Annotated in this window: 15 protein-coding genes; 5 read left to right on the top strand and 10 right to left on the bottom strand. The window is 31.7% G+C overall.

Annotated elements, in window-relative coordinates; translation table 11 throughout:
* The first annotated feature begins 133 nt into the window (after window positions 1-133).
* A complete protein-coding gene (locus DUZ96_RS09765) occupies window positions 134-1756 on the top strand; it encodes a DUF945 domain-containing protein (RefSeq protein WP_147267075.1) in 1623 nt (540 codons plus the stop codon).
* 43 nt (window positions 1757-1799) lie between these two features.
* Here the strand turns inward: DUZ96_RS09765 and DUZ96_RS12990 are convergent, their stop codons facing one another.
* From DUZ96_RS12990 to DUZ96_RS09715, 10 genes are all read right to left on the bottom strand, one after another.
* A complete protein-coding gene (locus DUZ96_RS12990; RefSeq protein ID WP_258774364.1) occupies window positions 1800-1982 on the bottom strand; it encodes a DUF6095 family protein in 183 nt (60 codons plus the stop codon).
* Window positions 1983-2013: 31 nt separating this feature from the next.
* Window positions 2014-2835, bottom strand: coding sequence for an N-acetylmuramic acid 6-phosphate etherase (gene murQ, locus DUZ96_RS09755; protein WP_114301744.1), 822 nt, complete (start codon window positions 2833-2835; stop codon window positions 2014-2016).
* A 78-nt stretch (window positions 2836-2913) separates the two neighbouring features.
* Window positions 2914-3729: a DUF4249 family protein gene (locus tag DUZ96_RS09750; RefSeq protein ID WP_114301743.1), complete on the bottom strand. Its 816-nt coding sequence runs from the start codon at window positions 3727-3729 to the stop codon at window positions 2914-2916.
* A gap of 3 nt (window positions 3730-3732) precedes the next feature.
* On the bottom strand, window positions 3733-6108 hold the full coding sequence (locus DUZ96_RS09745; protein WP_114301742.1) for a TonB-dependent receptor: 2376 nt from the start codon (window positions 6106-6108) through the stop codon (window positions 3733-3735).
* 67 nt (window positions 6109-6175) lie between these two features.
* Complete coding sequence (locus tag DUZ96_RS09740) at window positions 6176-8395, bottom strand: NADP-dependent isocitrate dehydrogenase (RefSeq protein ID WP_114301741.1); 2220 nt, start codon at window positions 8393-8395, stop codon at window positions 6176-6178.
* Between the two features lie 818 nt (window positions 8396-9213).
* Window positions 9214-9564 carry a 50S ribosomal protein L19 gene (gene rplS / locus DUZ96_RS09735; protein WP_114301740.1) on the bottom strand — a complete coding sequence of 117 codons (351 nt, stop codon included), beginning with the start codon at window positions 9562-9564 and terminating at the stop codon, window positions 9214-9216.
* Between the two features lie 139 nt (window positions 9565-9703).
* Window positions 9704-10396, bottom strand: coding sequence for a tRNA (guanosine(37)-N1)-methyltransferase TrmD (gene trmD / locus DUZ96_RS09730; RefSeq protein WP_114301739.1), 693 nt, complete (start codon window positions 10394-10396; stop codon window positions 9704-9706).
* An 81-nt stretch (window positions 10397-10477) separates the two neighbouring features.
* Complete coding sequence (locus DUZ96_RS09725; RefSeq protein WP_114301738.1) at window positions 10478-11107, bottom strand: tRNA (guanine-N1)-methyltransferase; 630 nt, start codon at window positions 11105-11107, stop codon at window positions 10478-10480.
* Between the two features lie 194 nt (window positions 11108-11301).
* On the bottom strand, window positions 11302-12750 hold the full coding sequence (locus DUZ96_RS09720) for a glyceraldehyde-3-phosphate dehydrogenase (protein ID WP_114301737.1): 1449 nt from the start codon (window positions 12748-12750) through the stop codon (window positions 11302-11304).
* Between the two features lie 138 nt (window positions 12751-12888).
* Entirely contained in the window at window positions 12889-14295 is a 1407-nt protein-coding gene (locus DUZ96_RS09715) for a trypsin-like peptidase domain-containing protein (protein ID WP_181855264.1), read from the bottom strand.
* A 148-nt stretch (window positions 14296-14443) separates the two neighbouring features.
* On the opposite strand from DUZ96_RS09715, the gene dapF reads away from it, so the two are divergent.
* Genes dapF through DUZ96_RS09695 form a run of 4 tightly spaced genes read left to right on the top strand, consistent with a single transcriptional unit; the run spans window position 14444 to window position 17704 of the window.
* Complete coding sequence (gene dapF / locus DUZ96_RS09710) at window positions 14444-15223, top strand: diaminopimelate epimerase (RefSeq protein ID WP_114301735.1); 780 nt, start codon at window positions 14444-14446, stop codon at window positions 15221-15223.
* On the top strand, window positions 15217-15744 hold the full coding sequence (locus DUZ96_RS09705; protein WP_114301734.1) for a GNAT family N-acetyltransferase: 528 nt from the start codon (window positions 15217-15219) through the stop codon (window positions 15742-15744). Before dapF ends, DUZ96_RS09705 begins: the two co-directional genes overlap by 7 nt.
* A gap of 3 nt (window positions 15745-15747) precedes the next feature.
* Window positions 15748-16794, top strand: a complete 1047-nt coding sequence (mltG, locus tag DUZ96_RS09700) for an endolytic transglycosylase MltG (protein ID WP_114301733.1) — start codon at window positions 15748-15750, stop codon at window positions 16792-16794.
* Window position 16795: 1 nt separating this feature from the next.
* A complete protein-coding gene (locus DUZ96_RS09695; protein ID WP_114301732.1) occupies window positions 16796-17704 on the top strand; it encodes a DUF2279 domain-containing protein in 909 nt (302 codons plus the stop codon).
* Window positions 17705-17771: the final 67 nt, after the last annotated feature.

Below are 17771 nucleotides of genomic sequence, written 5' to 3'. Positions count from 1 at the left end.
GAAGGCCCTTTGCTAAACAGCAAAGGGCTTTTTTTATACCCTTTTTTAATTGTACCTCCCCACTCTTAAAACCAGAGAAAAATGCACCTCTAATTTAATATTTCATTATCTTAGAATAATAAATCCACTAATATTGACCCAAATAATCAAAAAATATTTAAATAGAGTACTGATTATTCTTTTCATCATAACGCTTACAGCTTCAGTATCTGTTAATTATTATTTAGAATCAGTCATTACTAATAAACTTAAACATTTGGTTGAAAATGAATTGCATTCTAAATTCGATGTTGAATTTGGCAATGTTTCGGTTTCAATATTTAGAAGAAACATTTCAATAAAGGATATAAGATTTAATACCAAAAAACATAGTATAACCGGCAGTGATTTAAAAATTTCCCTAGATGAAATGAAATTGGAGGGAATTTGTTTAAGATTAATATTATTTCAAAATTCAATTAAAATAAGAAGAATAGTTTATGATAAATTAAGTATTACCACCTTAAAAAATAATAACTCTAAAAGTAAATTAAACAATAAAAATTTATTTGATTTCAAAAATTTAAAATTGAAAAACATTGATAAAATTGAGGTCAATAATATTCAATTTATAGATTTTTCCTTTACATCAGAAAAATTTAATACACAGAATGTAAAGGAAACCCTGTATCATAGCCTACCTTATGATTTTAATGTTACTGGACTTATATTCAATAAGTCTAATGATGAAACATTAACTTTGAATAACTCTACCTTAGCTGTAAACATAGATGATATTGTGGTCTTTTTTGATGGTAATGATTATAAGGTTTCTTTAGATAAATTTTATGCGAGTCTAAATGAATCGCGATTACAAATAATAAATTTACAGGTAGGACCTTTAAAGAGTGTAGAACACATAGCTAACAAATATAGTTTTAGTAAGGAAATATATTCAGCAACGTTAGACACTTTAGACATTAATAAATTACATATAAATGATAAGCAAGAAGTATATGCTAAATCTATAAATATAGCTGGTTTGGATTTAGCTATTTTTAATGATAAAAGTAAACCACAAAACACTCGGGAAATAAAACAATTACCACATATTGTTTTAAAACGTGCAAAATCAAAAATTAACATAGATACTTTTGCTTTTAAAAATTCCAAAATAACTATCAAGGAACGGATTGTTCATAAAGATAGTCTTATGCAATTTTTCATCGATAACATCACTGGTGAGATTCTTAATATCTCGAATCATAAATTGGATAAGAAAGATATGAATCTTTCATTTTTTGGAAAATTAATGGGCACAGCCCCAGTTAATTTAAAACTAAGTGTACCTCTGAATACAAAAAACAATTATTTTCATTGGGAAGGTCATATTGGACCCTTGAAATTTAGAACATTAGATAAGGTGTTATACCCTGTTTTAGGATTGAAAATCTTGAGTGGAGAATTAAATAGTCTAGACTTTAAAGCTATGAGCAATAATTTTGAATCTCAAGGTGAGTTAACAATGCTCTACAAAAATTTACATGCGAGTATATTAAAGTCAAATTCGAGTCGTGAAAATCATTTTTTAACATCTATAGCAAATGGATTGATACATAAATCTAATCCAAATAAAAGAGGTAAAGTAAAAACTGTGCGTATGTATCATGAAAGGAATCAGTATAAAGGACTTGGGAATTATATATGGAAAACTTTACAAAATGGAATTATTAATACTATTACACCAGTGAGAAAGCGTGTTAAAAAACTAAAATAACAATAAATTATTTTATGTTTTGATATAGTGTGAAATTATGATTCTACTTTTTGTTGAATATACTTTTCATAATAGTATTTAATCCAAGAAATAGCATTAAAATTGCTGATATACAGATGATTAAGGAGGTTATTAATAAAGTTAAATACATTGGTTTATGCTCATTACTAAACGAAACATGTAAAAGTGACGGGCCAGTAAACATCAGGATTAAACAAATAATCATTTGTTTGATTCCTTTATAAAGGACTTTCTTATCAGTTCTGTTGTTTTCTTCCATGATTTATACTTTTTCTAACACTTTTATATTTATTTAATAGAGAATTGGCTTCTTGTTTTGAGATTTTTAAATCATTCATTATCATTTTAATACCTCTGTCAACTAATTTATCATTACTAAGTTGCATATCTACCATTTTATTCCCTTTAACTTTACCTAATCTTATCATTGCTGCCGTAGTTATCATATTTAAAATAAGTTTTTGAGCTGTACCAGCTTTCATTCTAGAACTTCCAGTAAGAAATTCTGGTCCTACAACAACTTCGACAGGATATTTGGCAACTTTAGAGAGTGGGCTACCCACATTACATGTAATACATCCAGTAGCTATATTATTATTATTACAATCTTCTAGCGCATGTACAACATATGGCGTAGTTCCTGAAGCCGCAATTCCTACTACAATATCATTTACATTAATATTATAATCATTTAAATCCGCCCATCCTTGTGTTTGAGAATCTTCTGCAAATTCAACAGCTTTTCGTATGGCTGAATCTCCACCTGCTATTAATCCAATTACAAGTCCATGAGGAACTCCAAATGTTGGCGGGCATTCTGAGGCGTCTAAAATTCCTAATCGCCCACTAGTCCCAGCTCCTAAATAGAATAAGCGTCCACCTTTTTCTAACTTATTTATAACTTCTGTTATTAATATCTCCACAAATGGTAGTGCTTTTTCCACTGCAAGTGGAACAGATTTATCCTCTTTATTCATGTTTGTAACAATCTCATTTACAGTCATTCGTTCGAGATTATTGTAATAAGAATCTTGTTCTGTTGTTTTAGTAAAATCCATGTAATAAAGGTAATGAATTTTAGCAATGATGATTTAACTTCCTATTGGGTAACTTTTATAAAGAGCAATATTTATTTTTTATTGAACTGTGTAGACGAGCTCATCTACCTCTGATAATCTAAAATAACCAAAAGGGAAATTATCTGGGTTTGATTGGTTTATACAATTCCCGCGGACTGTGGCTGGTTGAGTCTCAAAAGGGCCTCCATTTTCTTCTGTACCTTGCTGTAGTAAAATGAACATATATTCATAAAATCGTTCTGAAATACCATAGTTTCTGATTGTGACAACATCACCAGGCTCTAAATCTTCCTCTGTGTAATAACCAAAGATTTGGTTTCCATCTGTGAAACGGTCTTCATAAACTTCTAAATTTGGTACTACTGAAATATCGCTTAAAAATTCAAAGAAATAATAGTTTTTGACACTAGCTGGATCTGTGTAAAAAGCTTTAAGTTCTATATCCTCTCCTGAAAATCCACCATCATTTGTTTGCTCAATAAATTCAATAGGAACAACAGATTTGAAATTCTCACTGGCAGTGTAAAGTTCATTATTATATAGTACATTAAGTGTATAAATAGCATCTAGAGTTGGTATAAAATTGTCGTTTCTGTAAATGCCAGTATTGCCCTCTTCAATAAAATCAAAAGTATTATTATTTAGATCGAAAACCTGTACTACGGCACCACTTGCAGGTGGGACATTTTCTTCAAAAAATGGAGCGGATAAAGATAGTTTTATAGATTGCTCATTACCTTGAGTCCCTTTAAACCAATTAATAGAGGCCTCAATTACTAAGCGTGGTTCCGATTCGTTTAAATCAACATCAATTACATCTTCACAACTAAAAAGAGGATATATAAATATTAGTATTAAAAAAATCTTTTTCATTATTTAGAAATTAAAATTGTATGATACTGATGGTACAATTCCAAATAGAGATAGTCTGAGTGCTTCATTAACACCAGTCGTTCTATTTTCTCTGAATTGAATATTCACTGCGTTACGTCTATTATATATATTATAAACACCAAATACCCATTCTCCTTTGAATCTCTTTTGACTATTAGGTTTTGGGTTATAATTTATTGAAAAATCCAAGCGATGGTATTCAGGTAATCGGCTTGAATTCCTAGCTTCAAATTTTGGAACAATAATTCCATTATATTCGTACTGCCCATTAGGGAATGTTACGGGTAAACCGGTTTGAAAAACAAAATTAGAATTTAGGCGCCACTTGTCATTTAGTTCATAGCATGCTGTTAAGGAAATATCATGTGTTTTATCATAGGGTGTATTGTACCATTTGCCATTATTAATTCCAGTTTCTATTAAAGTTCTACCAGGTGTTCTTTGTTCTGATTTTGAGAGGGTATAAGATAACCAACCCTTAAGTCTCCCTTCGTTTTTTCTTAGAAGTACTTCTAAACCATATGCTCTTGCTTCACCATTTAGAATTACTTGTTCAATAGCATTGTTTGCAATTAAGTTTGCACCATCAGTATAATCTATTCGATTTTCAATGGTCTTGTAGAACGTTTCAACCTCCAATGAGAATTGATTATCCTTAAAGTTTCTAAAATATCCTAAAGCTACCTGATCTAATAATTGCGGTTTAATATACTTGCCACTAGGTGCCCAAACATCAAGTGGAGTAGGGGAATTAGTATTTGATAAGAGATGTAAATATTGAGACATTCTGTTATAACTTGCTTTAACAGATGAATTTTTGGATAATTGATAGGCCATTGCCATTCGCGGTTCAAAATTTGCAAATGACTCTATGACATCATTACCGTTAAATGATTCTGTACCAATAGGCTCAGCTTTTTCATAAATCCCAAGTTCTTCATTAAAAATTACAGGATTATCATTTTCATAAATGTTTAATTCGTCTTGTCCAAGTCTGTGAAACGTACTTAAACGAGCTCCATAGCTTAGTGAAAGTCTATTACCTAATTTATGTTCTGCATCAAGATAAACTGCATTTTCAAAAGCATATTTATCAATTAATTTAAATGGATTTATACCTGAATCTGGTGTATTCGGGTTGATTTTACCAGGATTAAACTTGTAATAAATACTATTTAAACCGTATTCTAATTTGAATTTATTGGTTATGTAATGCTTTAGATCGTATTTAACATTGAAATTCCTTATGCCAGATTCCCATTCAAAGCCAACAAAGTTTAGATCTAAACCATAATAATAATCTGAATAGATTAATGATAGATTAGAAAAAAGTTTACTTGAAAACAGATGATTCCACCTAAAATTTAAAACTGAATTTCCATAAGTATTTTTAAAACTGTCTTGAATACTAAATACATCCCGTCCAAAATATCCTGAAAGGAATATACTATTGTTTTCGTTTAATTTATAACTCAGTTTAGTATTTAAATCATAAAAATAAGCTACGTTATCTAGGTCGAACAAGGATGAAAATAAATGAACATAACTGCTTCTTCCGCCAAATAAAAAAGAAGCTTTTTCTTTTTTAATTGGTCCTTCGGCTAATAGTCTACTAGAGACCAATCCAATTCCACCATTCATTTTAAACTGGTTACTATTTCCCTCTTTTTGATAAATATCTAATACTGAGGATACTCTTCCTCCGTATTTTGCTGGTATTCCTCCTTTATAAAGTTTAAGATCTTTTATTGCATCTGGATTGAAAACTGAGAAAAAGCCGAATAAATGTGAAGAATTAAAAATAATGGCTTCATCTAGCAAAATTAGATTCTGATCCGCCGCACCACCTCTTACATTGAATCCCGAAGATCCCTCACCTGCATTTGTAACACCAGGTAAAAGGGTTATAGATTTTATTACATCGACTTCACCGAAAACTACAGGCATATTTTTAATAGTAGAAATCGATAAGGCATTAACACTCATCTGAGGCTTTTTAATGTTTAATTTCTCAACATTATCTTTTATTACTATTTCATCCAAACTTTCGGCAGACTCAATTAATCTATAATTCTTACTAATATTTTGATTTAAGTTTATTGTTTCGCTTATAGTTTCAAATCCTAAATAACTTATTTGGATTTCATATGTGCCTTTAGGCAAAGTAATTGAGTAGAATCCATACTCATTGGTCATTGTACCAGATTGAATTTCTGGAATTAGAATATTAACACCAATTAATGTTTCGTTACTTGAAATGTCTGTAATAGTTCCACTTAGGGTGTATTTTTCTTGTCCTAATATAGACTGACTAAAAACCAGTAAAATTAATAGTAGACCAAGTAGTCTATTTCTCATGCAACAATTTTTGGCAAAAATAAAAAAGCTTCATTTTTAATGAAGCTTTTTTAACGTAAGTTTAATCTTATTTAAGTATTGAGTTTAATTTCTCGCTAGGTTGCATCGCCTTATCTGTGAGTGCTTCGTCAGGGTAATAATATCCATCTATATCGACTGGAATACCTTGACAATTTATAAGCTCTTCAACAATGTTAGACTCAAACTTTAAGAGATCATTGTAAATAGATTTGAATTCAGATTTTAAAATCGCATCAGAATCTTGGTTTGCCAATGCTTCAGCCCAGTATAATGCCAAATAGAAATGACTACCTCTGTTGTCTAATTCGTTGACTTTTCGAGATGGCCCTTTTTTATTCTCAAGTAATTTTTCTGTCGCATCATCAAGTGCTTGGCTTAAAACTCTTGCCTTTTCATTGTTATTAACATCAGCGAAGTGGTCTAAAGAAACCGCTAGTGCTAAAAACTCACCTAGTGAGTCCCATCTCAAATGATTTTCATTTACAAATTGTTGCACGTGCTTCGGTGCAGATCCCCCAGCTCCGGTTTCAAATAAGCCTCCACCATTCATTAAAGGAACAATTGAAAGCATCTTAGCACTAGTACCCAATTCTAAAATTGGAAATAAATCAGTTAAGTAATCCCTCAATACATTTCCTGTAACAGATATTGTGTCCTCGCCGTTTTTTACTCGTTCTAATGTAAAGTTTGTAGCTTCAATGGGGGATAATATTCTAATATCTAATTCTGAGGTATCATGATCTAATAAATATTTATTTACCTTTTTAATTAACTCAATATCATGTGCCCTGTTTTTATCTAACCAAAATACTGCTGGCGTGTTGGTCGTTTTAGCTCTTGTTACAGCTAATTTTACCCAATCTTGTACAGGTGCATCTTTTACTTGGCACATTCTCCAAATGTCTCCTGGTTCAACATTGTGACTTGTTAGTACATTGCCATCTGAGTCAACAACTTCAACCTTACCATTGGATTTAATTTCAAATGTTTTATCATGAGAACCATATTCTTGTGCCTTTTGAGCCATTAATCCAACGTTTGGAACAGTGCCCATTGTGGTTGGATCAAAAGCACCATGTTCCTTGCAAAAATCAATGGTTGCAATGTAAACACCAGAATAACTGCTGTCAGGTATTATTGCTTTAGTATCTTGTTGTTGACCTTCAGCATTCCACATTTGACCTGATGTTCTAATCATAGCAGGCATTGACGCGTCAATTATAACATCACTTGGTACATGAAGGTTGGTAATACCTTTATCAGAATTTACCATCGCCAAATCAGGTCCATTGGCTAATGCTAATTTAACATCGTTTTCAATTTCCGTTCGTTTGTCTGCAGGTAACTTTTCAACTTTTTCTAATAAATTCCCCAACCCATTATTTACATCAACACCTATACTTTCAAAAGTTGATCCATGCTTTTCGAACAATATTTTAAAATAAGTTCTTACTGCATGACCAAAAATAATTGGGTCAGATACCTTCATCATTGTCGCTTTCATGTGAAGAGATAAAAGTACGTCCTTGTCTTTTGCATCATTGATTTCTCTTTCTAAGAATTCTAATAATGCTTTTTTATTCATTACAGTGGCATCGATTATTTCATCCTTTAGCAATTTAATTGAGTTCTTTAAAATGGTTACGTTGCCTAGAGTGTCTGTATGAATAATATTTACAGTAGTTGAAGTATCAATAGTTGCCGATTTTTCATTATGTGCAAAATCTCCATATGACATAGTTGCAACATGGGTTTTCGATGCAGAAGACCATTTACCCATACTATGTGGATTCTTCTTCGCAAAATTCTTGACCGCTTTAGGTGCTCTTCTATCAGAATTTCCTTCTCTTAATACTGGGTTAACGGCACTACCTTTAATTTTGTCGTAACGTTGTTTGATTTCCTTTTCTTTATCGTTTTCTGGTTCATCAGGATAATCAGGCAGAGTATAACCTTTAGCTTGCAATTCTTCAATTGCATCTTTGAGCTGTGGAATAGAAGCACTAATGTTAGGTAGCTTAATAATATTTGCTTCAGGTTTTTTTGCGAGTTCACCTAGTTCGGTCAATACATCAGACACTTTTTGATTGTCATTTAAATAATCTGGAAATACAGCTAAAATTCTTGACGCTAGTGAAATATCTTTTGTTTCTATTTCAATCCCTGAAGATTTTGTAAAATATTTTACAATTGGTAAAAATGAACGAGTTGCCAGTGCTGGTGCTTCATCCGTTTTTGTGTAAACAATCCTTGCCGATTTTGTCATAAGAGTAGGTGAAATTTTTGATTTTATTTTAGCTCATTTTTAAGTTGGGCAAATATACAAAAATACCTCAGTTTTATTGGTGCAGGATTATTAACCTAGAACATAAATTTTTATAGATTTAATAAAAAAAGGAGAAAAAAATAATTATTTTTTATTAGGTGTATTCTTGAAAAACAAAAAGCCATATCACTACAGTAAACTGATTTGACATGGCTTCTCTTTGAAACAGTACAAGCATGACTTATTTAGCTTTCACTAACTCGGCTGACATGGTTTACACCAACATCCTTTTCAGTTCAAGTGTTTCCGTTTCAACGAAACGTTTCGCACCTTTCAAAATGTATTGATTTGATACTACTGCGTTTCATAAAATCATTTTCCTTGATGTTTCTTTTTTCAACAACCACTTTCGCACTTGCTAACGTCTAAAACATTGCTCTTAATTTTCATGTTCACTTTCGATTCCATTACTTTTTCCAAGCTTTCCACTTAACTCTTATAAACTGCAGAACATTTTACAACACCTAAGCTTCTTGATTTACTCATCTTTCTTGCCTACACAAGCGACTCGCCAATCTCAGAAAACAATCTCATTAAATAAAGAACTTCCTTATTACAATTAAACACTTATGGAAATTACTTCCAAACACAAACTTAGTTTGTTGTTAATTGTTTAGCTAAAGTATATTTATATTGCGAAAACACAAATAATTTAACGTTTTTTATATCAACATCTTATAAACTGAGATTATTAACAAATGTTAATAACGAAAAAAGCCTTCAATTTTGAAGGCTTTTTTTAAATGATCTTTGAAATTTTATCTTCTAACTTCTTTGATTCTTGCTTTTTTACCAGTAAGACCTCTAAAGTAGAATATTCTCGCTCTTCGTACTTTTCCTCGCTTATTCACTTCTATTTTCTGTAAAGCTGGCAAATTAATTGGGAAGATACGCTCTACACCAATTGTTCCTGACATTTTACGAATTGTAAATGTCTCTGAAGTACCAGAACCTTTACGTTGTAAAACAACACCTTTAAAGAACTGCGTACGTGTTTTGTTTCCTTCCTTAATTTCGTAGTATACAGTAATAGTATCACCAGCATTAAATTCTGGAAAATCTTTTTTTGTTACAAATTCGTCTTGTACAAATTTTACTAAAGAATTCATTTTCTTTTTTTTATGGTTCCTTTAAATCAACATTCACGATTTTCGCCAGAGGTTAATATAAAATTGGGTGCAAAGATAAATAAAAAGTTAGAAGTGAAAAGTGAAATGTAAAAAGATTTTGTTGCTTAAATAAACAAATCTAATTCTGTTGCTCATTGTCCTTAAAAAGATCAGGTCTCCTTTCCTTCGTTCTTTGGAATGCTTGTTCTTCTCGCCATTTTTCTATTTTAGGGAAATTACCGCTAAACAATACTTCTGGCACTTTAATACCTTTATATTCTCTAGGTCGCGTATAGATTGGCGGTGCCAATAAGTTATCCTGAAAAGAATCAGTGAGGGCAGAGGTTTCATTGCCTAAAACACCAGGAATAAGTCTTATTACCGCATCGCATAACACAGCGGCTCCAAGTTCTCCGCCGGACATTACATAGTCACCAATTGAAATTTCTCTAGTGATTAAATTATCCCTAACTCTTTGATCTACCCCTTTGTAATGACCACAAAGAATTATAATATTCTTTTTTAATGAAATTTGGTTTGCAATACTTTGACTTAGTCTTTCACCATCTGGTGTCATGTAGATTATCTCATCATAGTCCCTTTGCTCTTTAAGTGCTGTGATACATTTGTCTATAGGTTCTATCATCATCACCATACCTGCGCCACCTCCAAATTGATAATCGTCAACAGATTTGTAATTATCTGCAGTATAATCTCGCAAATTGTGAAAATGAACTTCAACTAATTTGGCATCAATTGCACGCTTTAGTATTGAAGCTTCAAATGGACTTTTTAATAATTCAGGTAAAACTGATATAATATCTATACGCATAGTGCAAAGATGCAACTTATAAGATTGAAAGAAAAACCCAAAAATTATTAATTTATGTATTAAAGACTTGCCGTATAAAAATTAAGCCTTGTTTTTGTTTATTTCGTCCTGAAGTTGACGCCTAACTTTTTGTTCTCGTTCTAAAGCAATTCTTCTATGTTCTTCAAATTCAGCTTCCACTTCTTCTAACTTTAATTTAGCATCTCTTGTCAACGAATTACTTCCCTTAAATTTAAGAATGAAAAATATTAATAATACAAATAGTGCAGCAACTATACTCCACATTAAAACATTATAGTTGGTTTTGCCTAACTGCATACCAAATAATGTCATACTGTTTTTTTCTGCTTCTGTTTCGCCTAATGTTGTTTGAGTATTTTGTAGCTGGCCCTTAAGACTTTCTATTTCCTGTTTTTGATTTTCAACAGTTTCCTCTGAAGTATTTAATTTGGCATAAGTGGTTTTGAGTGAATCTAATACATGTGCCTTAAGAGTAAGTAAAGACGTATACTTAACAGCCTCATACTTTTGGCCATTTACACCTTTGAAATTTCCAGATTTTTTAAATATATATTCAAATTGACTGTCAATAGAACCACTGTTTAAAGATAGTTGCTCTTCTTGAGGTTGAGCTGTATTTGTTTGAGAATAAATATTTTGAAAACTAAATGTAACAATCAGTAAAACAGCGACTTTGGTTAAGAATTTCATCTTAATATATTTTGGTTTTGTTAGGTTTTATTATGTACCAATATAGTAATTTTAATAGCATTTAATGAATATATTAAAAACAAAAACTCAACTATATTTTCAACTTGTGTTATATACGATGGAATTATAAAACATGGATGTTTTACAAAAAAAAGTTCTTACAATGTAAGGCAATTTTTAAATTTAAGGTTATCCTAGTAATAGGCGTAGCGTCTCACTTTTGATATATATTTTGCTAATCTAATGACTTGATGACTGTATCCGTATTCATTATCGTACCATACGTAAAGTATGATGTTAGTTCCATCTTTTCTAACGATAGAGGCTTTGCTGTCATATATTGATGGTGCTGAGCTCCCCACAATATCTGTTGATACCAGTTCATCGCTCATTTCATATTTAATCTGCTCTACCAAATCACCTTCAAGAGCATATTTTTTCATAATTGTGTTTAAACTTTCCAACGAAGTTTTCTTATCTAACTGTAAATTTAAAATTGCTAGAGAACCGTTTGGTACAGGAACTCTTATGGCATTAGATGTTAATTTGCCATCTAAAGATGGTAACGCTTTACTGACAGCTTGGCCTGCACCAGTCTCCGTAATAACCATGTTTAAACCAGCAGCTCTTCCTCTTCTGTATTTATTATGAAAATTATCTACCAGATTTTGATCGTTAGTGTAAGCATGAATAGTCTCCAAATGCCCTGACTTAATTCCGAACGAGTCTTCAATTGCTTTTAGAACTGGTGTAATAGCATTGGTAGTACATGAAGCAGCTGAGTAGATTTTCACCTTATCAGGATCGTGTTCTTTGTGGTTTACACCATGAACGATATTTGGAATACCTTTACCAGGTGCAGTTAGTAGAACCTTGTCTATACCTTTTGCTTTTAAGTGTCTGCCAAGTGCTTTTTTGTCTCTGAAAGCACCTGTATTATCTATAACAAGCGCATTTTTAATACCATATTTTGTATAATCTATTTCTTCGGGTGCGTTTGCAGAAATAATTTTTACGGTGGTGCCATTGATGATAAGAGCATTATTATCAATATCAGTTGTTACCATACCAGAAAAGTCACCATGTACAGAATCATTTCTTAGTAACGATGCTCTTTTTTCTAAAACAGTTTGAGTTATTTCACCACGAGTAACAATTGCTCTTAATCGTAATTGACTACCTGATCCGGTTCTTGTCATTAATTCTCTTGCAACTAATCGTCCAATTCTTCCAAAACCATATAGAACAACATCTTTTGGTTCAATTACATTGTTATTTTTTGATTCCTTGAGTTTTGCAGAAATAAAAGCGGTTGCATTGCCATACTTTTGATCTTCCATGTGATACTCGTATGTAAGTTTACCAATATCTAGTTTTGCTGGGGGAATATTTAATTTACTAATAGCCTGAGCTATTTCAACAGAATCAAAAATAGAAATTGGTTTTTGCACAAATTCACCGGCATATTCATGTAGCTTAAGTATCTCACTAACATTTCTGTCTATAAGCTGATTTCTGAAAAGAACAATTTCTATGGATTTGTCGTACCATAAATCTGTAATGATTTTAATAAATTCTACCGTTGCTCTGCGACGATCTGCTTGAAAGGCCAACTCTTTTTCGTACGTGTCGTTAAAACCCATTTTATTTTGGTTTAGTGATTTAGATTTCGCGGCAAAAATACATATTTCAAACGTTTTCGTAACACATTTTGTCGAAAATAAAAACCCTTTAAAGAATTACTCTTTAAAGGGTGATTTTAGTAATAAATTATGAATTTATCAGAAATTATATACCGTTTTTTCTCCTTCGTTATTAATAACTTCAATTTGAAGAGGTTCATTATATCCTCTGGTTTTCATCGCATTTTGAACATCATCAACCGAGTATAGTTTTTTACCATTGATTTTTGTTACAATACTGCCTTCCTCAACACCATTTTTATTCCAATAATCTTTATAATTATCCTCATAAAATTTTGAAATCTTCACGCCGTAATCAATATTATAGCGTTTAAGGTCTGCATCTGTTGCATTTTTTACATAACCAATAGTCTGTAATAGTGTTATTGAAGGCTTTAATAAAGTAACCGGCACAATTTCTTCGTCTCCATCTCTTAAAAGAGTAACTTTTACTATGTCATTAGGACTTTTAGTTTTAAGATAGCCAGTTAAATCAGAGAACTTATTAATTTCAACATTGTCTACCTTTCTTATTATATCTCCTGATTGAATACCAGCTTTTTCAGCACCAGTTTCTTCTTGTACCTCACTAACATAAAACCCCTCAGTTATATCAACTCCTAATTGTTCTGCCGCTTTACTATTTAATGCACCACCAACAACACCAAGAATTCCATTTTGTACGTTTCCGTACTCCATAATATCATTAACAATTTTTCTAGCAATATTGCTAGGTACGGCAAATGAATAGCCAATATAAGAGCCTGTTCTTGATGAGATAGCTGTATTAATTCCAATTAAATCTCCATTTGTATTTACTAATGCTCCACCAGAATTTCCTGGATTTACTGCTGCATCAGTTTGGATAAAGGATTGCACGTTTTGTCCTGTTAGATCTCTGGACTTGGCACTAATAATACCAGCCGTTACTGTTGAGTTAAGATTAAATGGATTACCAACGGCCAAAACCCATTCTCCTATTTTTGCATTATTAGAATCACCGAATGCAAGGAAAGGTAATTCTTCATCAGTCTCAATCTTTATTAGCGCGATGTCAGTAGCTTCGTCAGAACCTACAAGTTCTGCGGTATAAACTTTGTTATTATTTAGCGTAATACTAATGTCATTAGCATTTTTAATCACATGATAATTTGTAACAATGTATCCTGAAGGTGATATGATTACTCCACTACCAGTTCCTACTTGAGCTCTTTCGGTATTTCTGCCTGAGAATAAATCGTACATAGTCATAGGAGCGGAAACAATTGCAGTATTTTTAACATGTACTACTGCATCAAGAGATTTTTCAGCTGCTTCAACAAAACTTGGAGCCACTATACTTGCGACGTTTGTGGTGTTTATATTTGTTGGTATGTAAATTGGAATATCAGGTGATTCATGCACCACAACAGGTTTTATGTCATCTTCAATTAAAAGTTTATACCCGCCAAGGGTTAATAGGCCACCTAAAATCGAAACACATACTAATGTTGTTATCTTCTTCATAATTTTTCAGATTAAAGTTAAACTATTCAACGATTAAAATTATTGATTTATTGAAATTCAAAATCAATTTTAACTACTATTTAACGTCATTTTTATAGCTCAATCATTAAGATTGATTACTTCCTTTAATTCTTATATTTGCAAGTATATGACAACTACTTTTTACAAATATCAAGGCACGGGAAATGATTTTATTATCATTGATAACCGACAAAATAAAGTTGACAAAAATAATACCAAACGGATTAAAGAATTTTGCGACCGACGTTTTGGCATTGGATCTGATGGGTTTATTTTGTTAGAGAATGACGAAATTTCAGATTTTAAGATGGTATATTTCAATGCAGATGGCAATGAAAGTAGTATGTGTGGAAATGGAGGGAGATGTATAATCGCATTTGCTAAGTTTTTAGGCATTATTGATAATGAGACTACATTTAATGCAATTGATGGGATTCATCATGCCAAAATAAAAGATGATATTGTTCATCTTCAAATGAGCAAAGTTAAAGATATTGAACTTTATCCAAATCATGTGTTTTTAAATACAGGTTCTCCGCATCATGTTGAAGTCGTTAGTAATTTAAAGGACTATGACGTAAAACATAATGGTGCAAAAATTAGATATGGTGAACCCTACAATACACCTGGTAGCAATATTAATTTTGTAGAGCAAATTACAGATAATACGTTCTCTGTTAGAACTTATGAGAGAGGTGTTGAAGATGAAACTTTATCGTGTGGTACTGGTGTAACTGCAGTCGCCTTGGCTATGCATTCAAAAAAGCTAACTAATGAAAATCAGCTTACTTTAAAAACACTAGGCGGTGATCTTAAAGTTAGTTTTCAATCAAATGAAAACGGTTATGATGATATTTGGCTTATAGGTCCTGCTAAGCAAGTTTTTAAAGGAGAGTTTGTATGGTAAGTCTCAAAGGAAGTAATATTTATTTAAGAGCTTTAGAACCAGAAGATTTGGAATTTGTTTATAGTATAGAAAACAATACAAGTTTCTGGGAATTAAGTGATACTAAGCAACCATATTCCCGTTACATTATAAAAGAATATCTCCAAAATGCTAAACAAGATATTTTTGAAGCAAAACAACTTCGGTTGGTTATTTGTGAAAATTCAACTAATGAACTTCTAGGTTTAATTGATTTGTATGATTTTAATCCAATTCATAATAGGGTAGGTTTGGGAATATTAATTAAGGACGAGTCTAATAGAGGCAAAGGTGTTGGTAAAGAGTCATTAAATTTGCTTACGAATTATTGTTTTAAAGTGTTGCATTTAAAGCAGGTTTATGCAAATATTTCAGAGAATAATTTGGCTAGTTTAAAATTATTTGAAACTAATGGTTTTGAAATTATTGGATTGAAGAAAGATTGGCGGTTTGATGGAGAAATATACACGAACGAATACATTTTACAAAGAATAAATAATTAATTCATGTACATAAAGAAAATTCTTTGGGCAATTGCTTTAATAGGACTTTTTATATTCGGCATTATAGCGTATTATGTTTACGGAGCCATGTTTGAGCCAAATACAGCATTTAATAATGATGTGGCCTATATATATATACCAACAGATGCTAATTATAATGACGTAAGATTACAGCTCGATCCTATTCTTAAGGATATAAATAGTTTTGATGCCCTTGCAAAACAAAAAAAATATACTTCAAATATTAAGTCTGGTAAATTTGCTATTAAAAATGGAATGAATAATAATGACATAATCAATTCCATTCGTATTGGTAAGGGTTTAGAAGTTATCGCCTCATTTAATAATCAAAATAGCCTAGAGGCTTTAGCTGGAAGAATAAGTACTCAAATTGAAGCTGATAGTGCTTCATTACTTATGTCCATGAAAGATGAAATGTTTTTAGAGGTAAATGGATTCACTTTAGAAAATGTATTAGCAATGTATATACCCAATAGTTATAAATTTTATTGGAATACTTCTGCTGATCAGTTTAGGGATAAAATGCTTTCTGAGTATAAGCGTTTTTGGAATGACTCTAAAATAGCAAAAGCAAAGGCTTTAAATTTATCACCTAATGATGTAATTACCCTTGCATCTATTGTGCATGAAGAATCTAAGAAAAAAGATGAACAGCCAAGAGTTGCAGGAGTTTACTTAAATAGATTAAGAATAGGGATGCCCTTGCAAGCTGACCCTACACTAAAATTTGCGGCTTACAAACTGCCTAAATATAAGAATACAGTTATTAGAAGGGTATTAAATGTGCATAAGGAAATAGATTCACCATATAATACTTATAAGAATCGCGGTTTACCTCCTGGATTAATTGCAATGCCAGATTTATCTGCTGTTAATGCTGTGCTTAATGCTGAAAAGCATAGCTATCTTTATTTTGCTGCTGATACGAAAAATCTAGGTTATCATAAGTTTGCCAAGACGCTTGCGCAACATAATAACAATGCTAGAGAATATCAAAGATACTTGTCATCTCAAGGTATTAACAAGTAATATGTTTAAACTCAATGTAATTCTAGTTTATCTTTTAACCTGTTTTACGTTTTGTGGCTATTCTCAATCAGATAAAGTTAATTTCTTAAAGCCTAGCGATTCACTTAATAGTTCTAGAAGAAATTCAGTGATAATAGCAGAAGCATCATTGGCGTCAATATCATTGACAGGTCTTAACGAATTGTGGTATGCTGATTACCCAAGATCTAATTTCAAAACAGTTAATGATAGTGAAGATTGGTTGCAGATGGATAAACTTGGCCATTTTTATTCTTCATATCAATTGGGTAGGTTGGGTGCAAATACCTTGAATTGGGCAGGAGTTAGTGATAAAGATCAGTTAATTTATGGATCAACTCTTGGATTGGGTTTTTTAACTGCTGTTGAAATAATGGACGGCTTTTCTGATGAATGGGGATTTTCATGGTCTGATATGGTCGCAAATGTTGCAGGAACAGGGCTTTATGTAGGTCAGGAATTATTATGGAAGGATCAAAGAATTGTATTGAAATATTCATTCCATACTACCAATTATGCTAATCAAAGACCTGATGTTTTGGGCGATGGTATTTTTGAGGAAGTATTAAAAGATTATAATGGACAGACCTATTGGTTAAGTGCAAATATCAATTCATTTTTAAAGACTGAAAAAATCCCAAATTGGCTCAATTTAGCATTTGGTTATGGTGCCGATGGTATGCTAACTGGAGATCCAATGGATCCATTATTTTCAAATCAAACCAGAGTCAGGCAGTATTACCTCAGTTTAGATATTGATTTAACAAGAATTAAAACAAATTCTCACCTCCTAAATACCATATTTGACGTTTTAAACATAATTAAGATACCTTTTCCAACAATAGAGCTTAATAGTGAAGGTGGTTTAAAGTTCCATTATATCTACTTTTAATGAACGTTAACAAACCTTAACACGTTGATTTTCAGAAAATAAAAAAAAGTCGTAAATTTGCCATCGA

This window comes from Winogradskyella sp. KYW1333 (assembly GCF_003335675.1).
Lineage (GTDB): Bacteria > Bacteroidota > Bacteroidia > Flavobacteriales > Flavobacteriaceae > Winogradskyella.
This window is presented reverse-complemented; position numbering and strand designations above follow the sequence as displayed.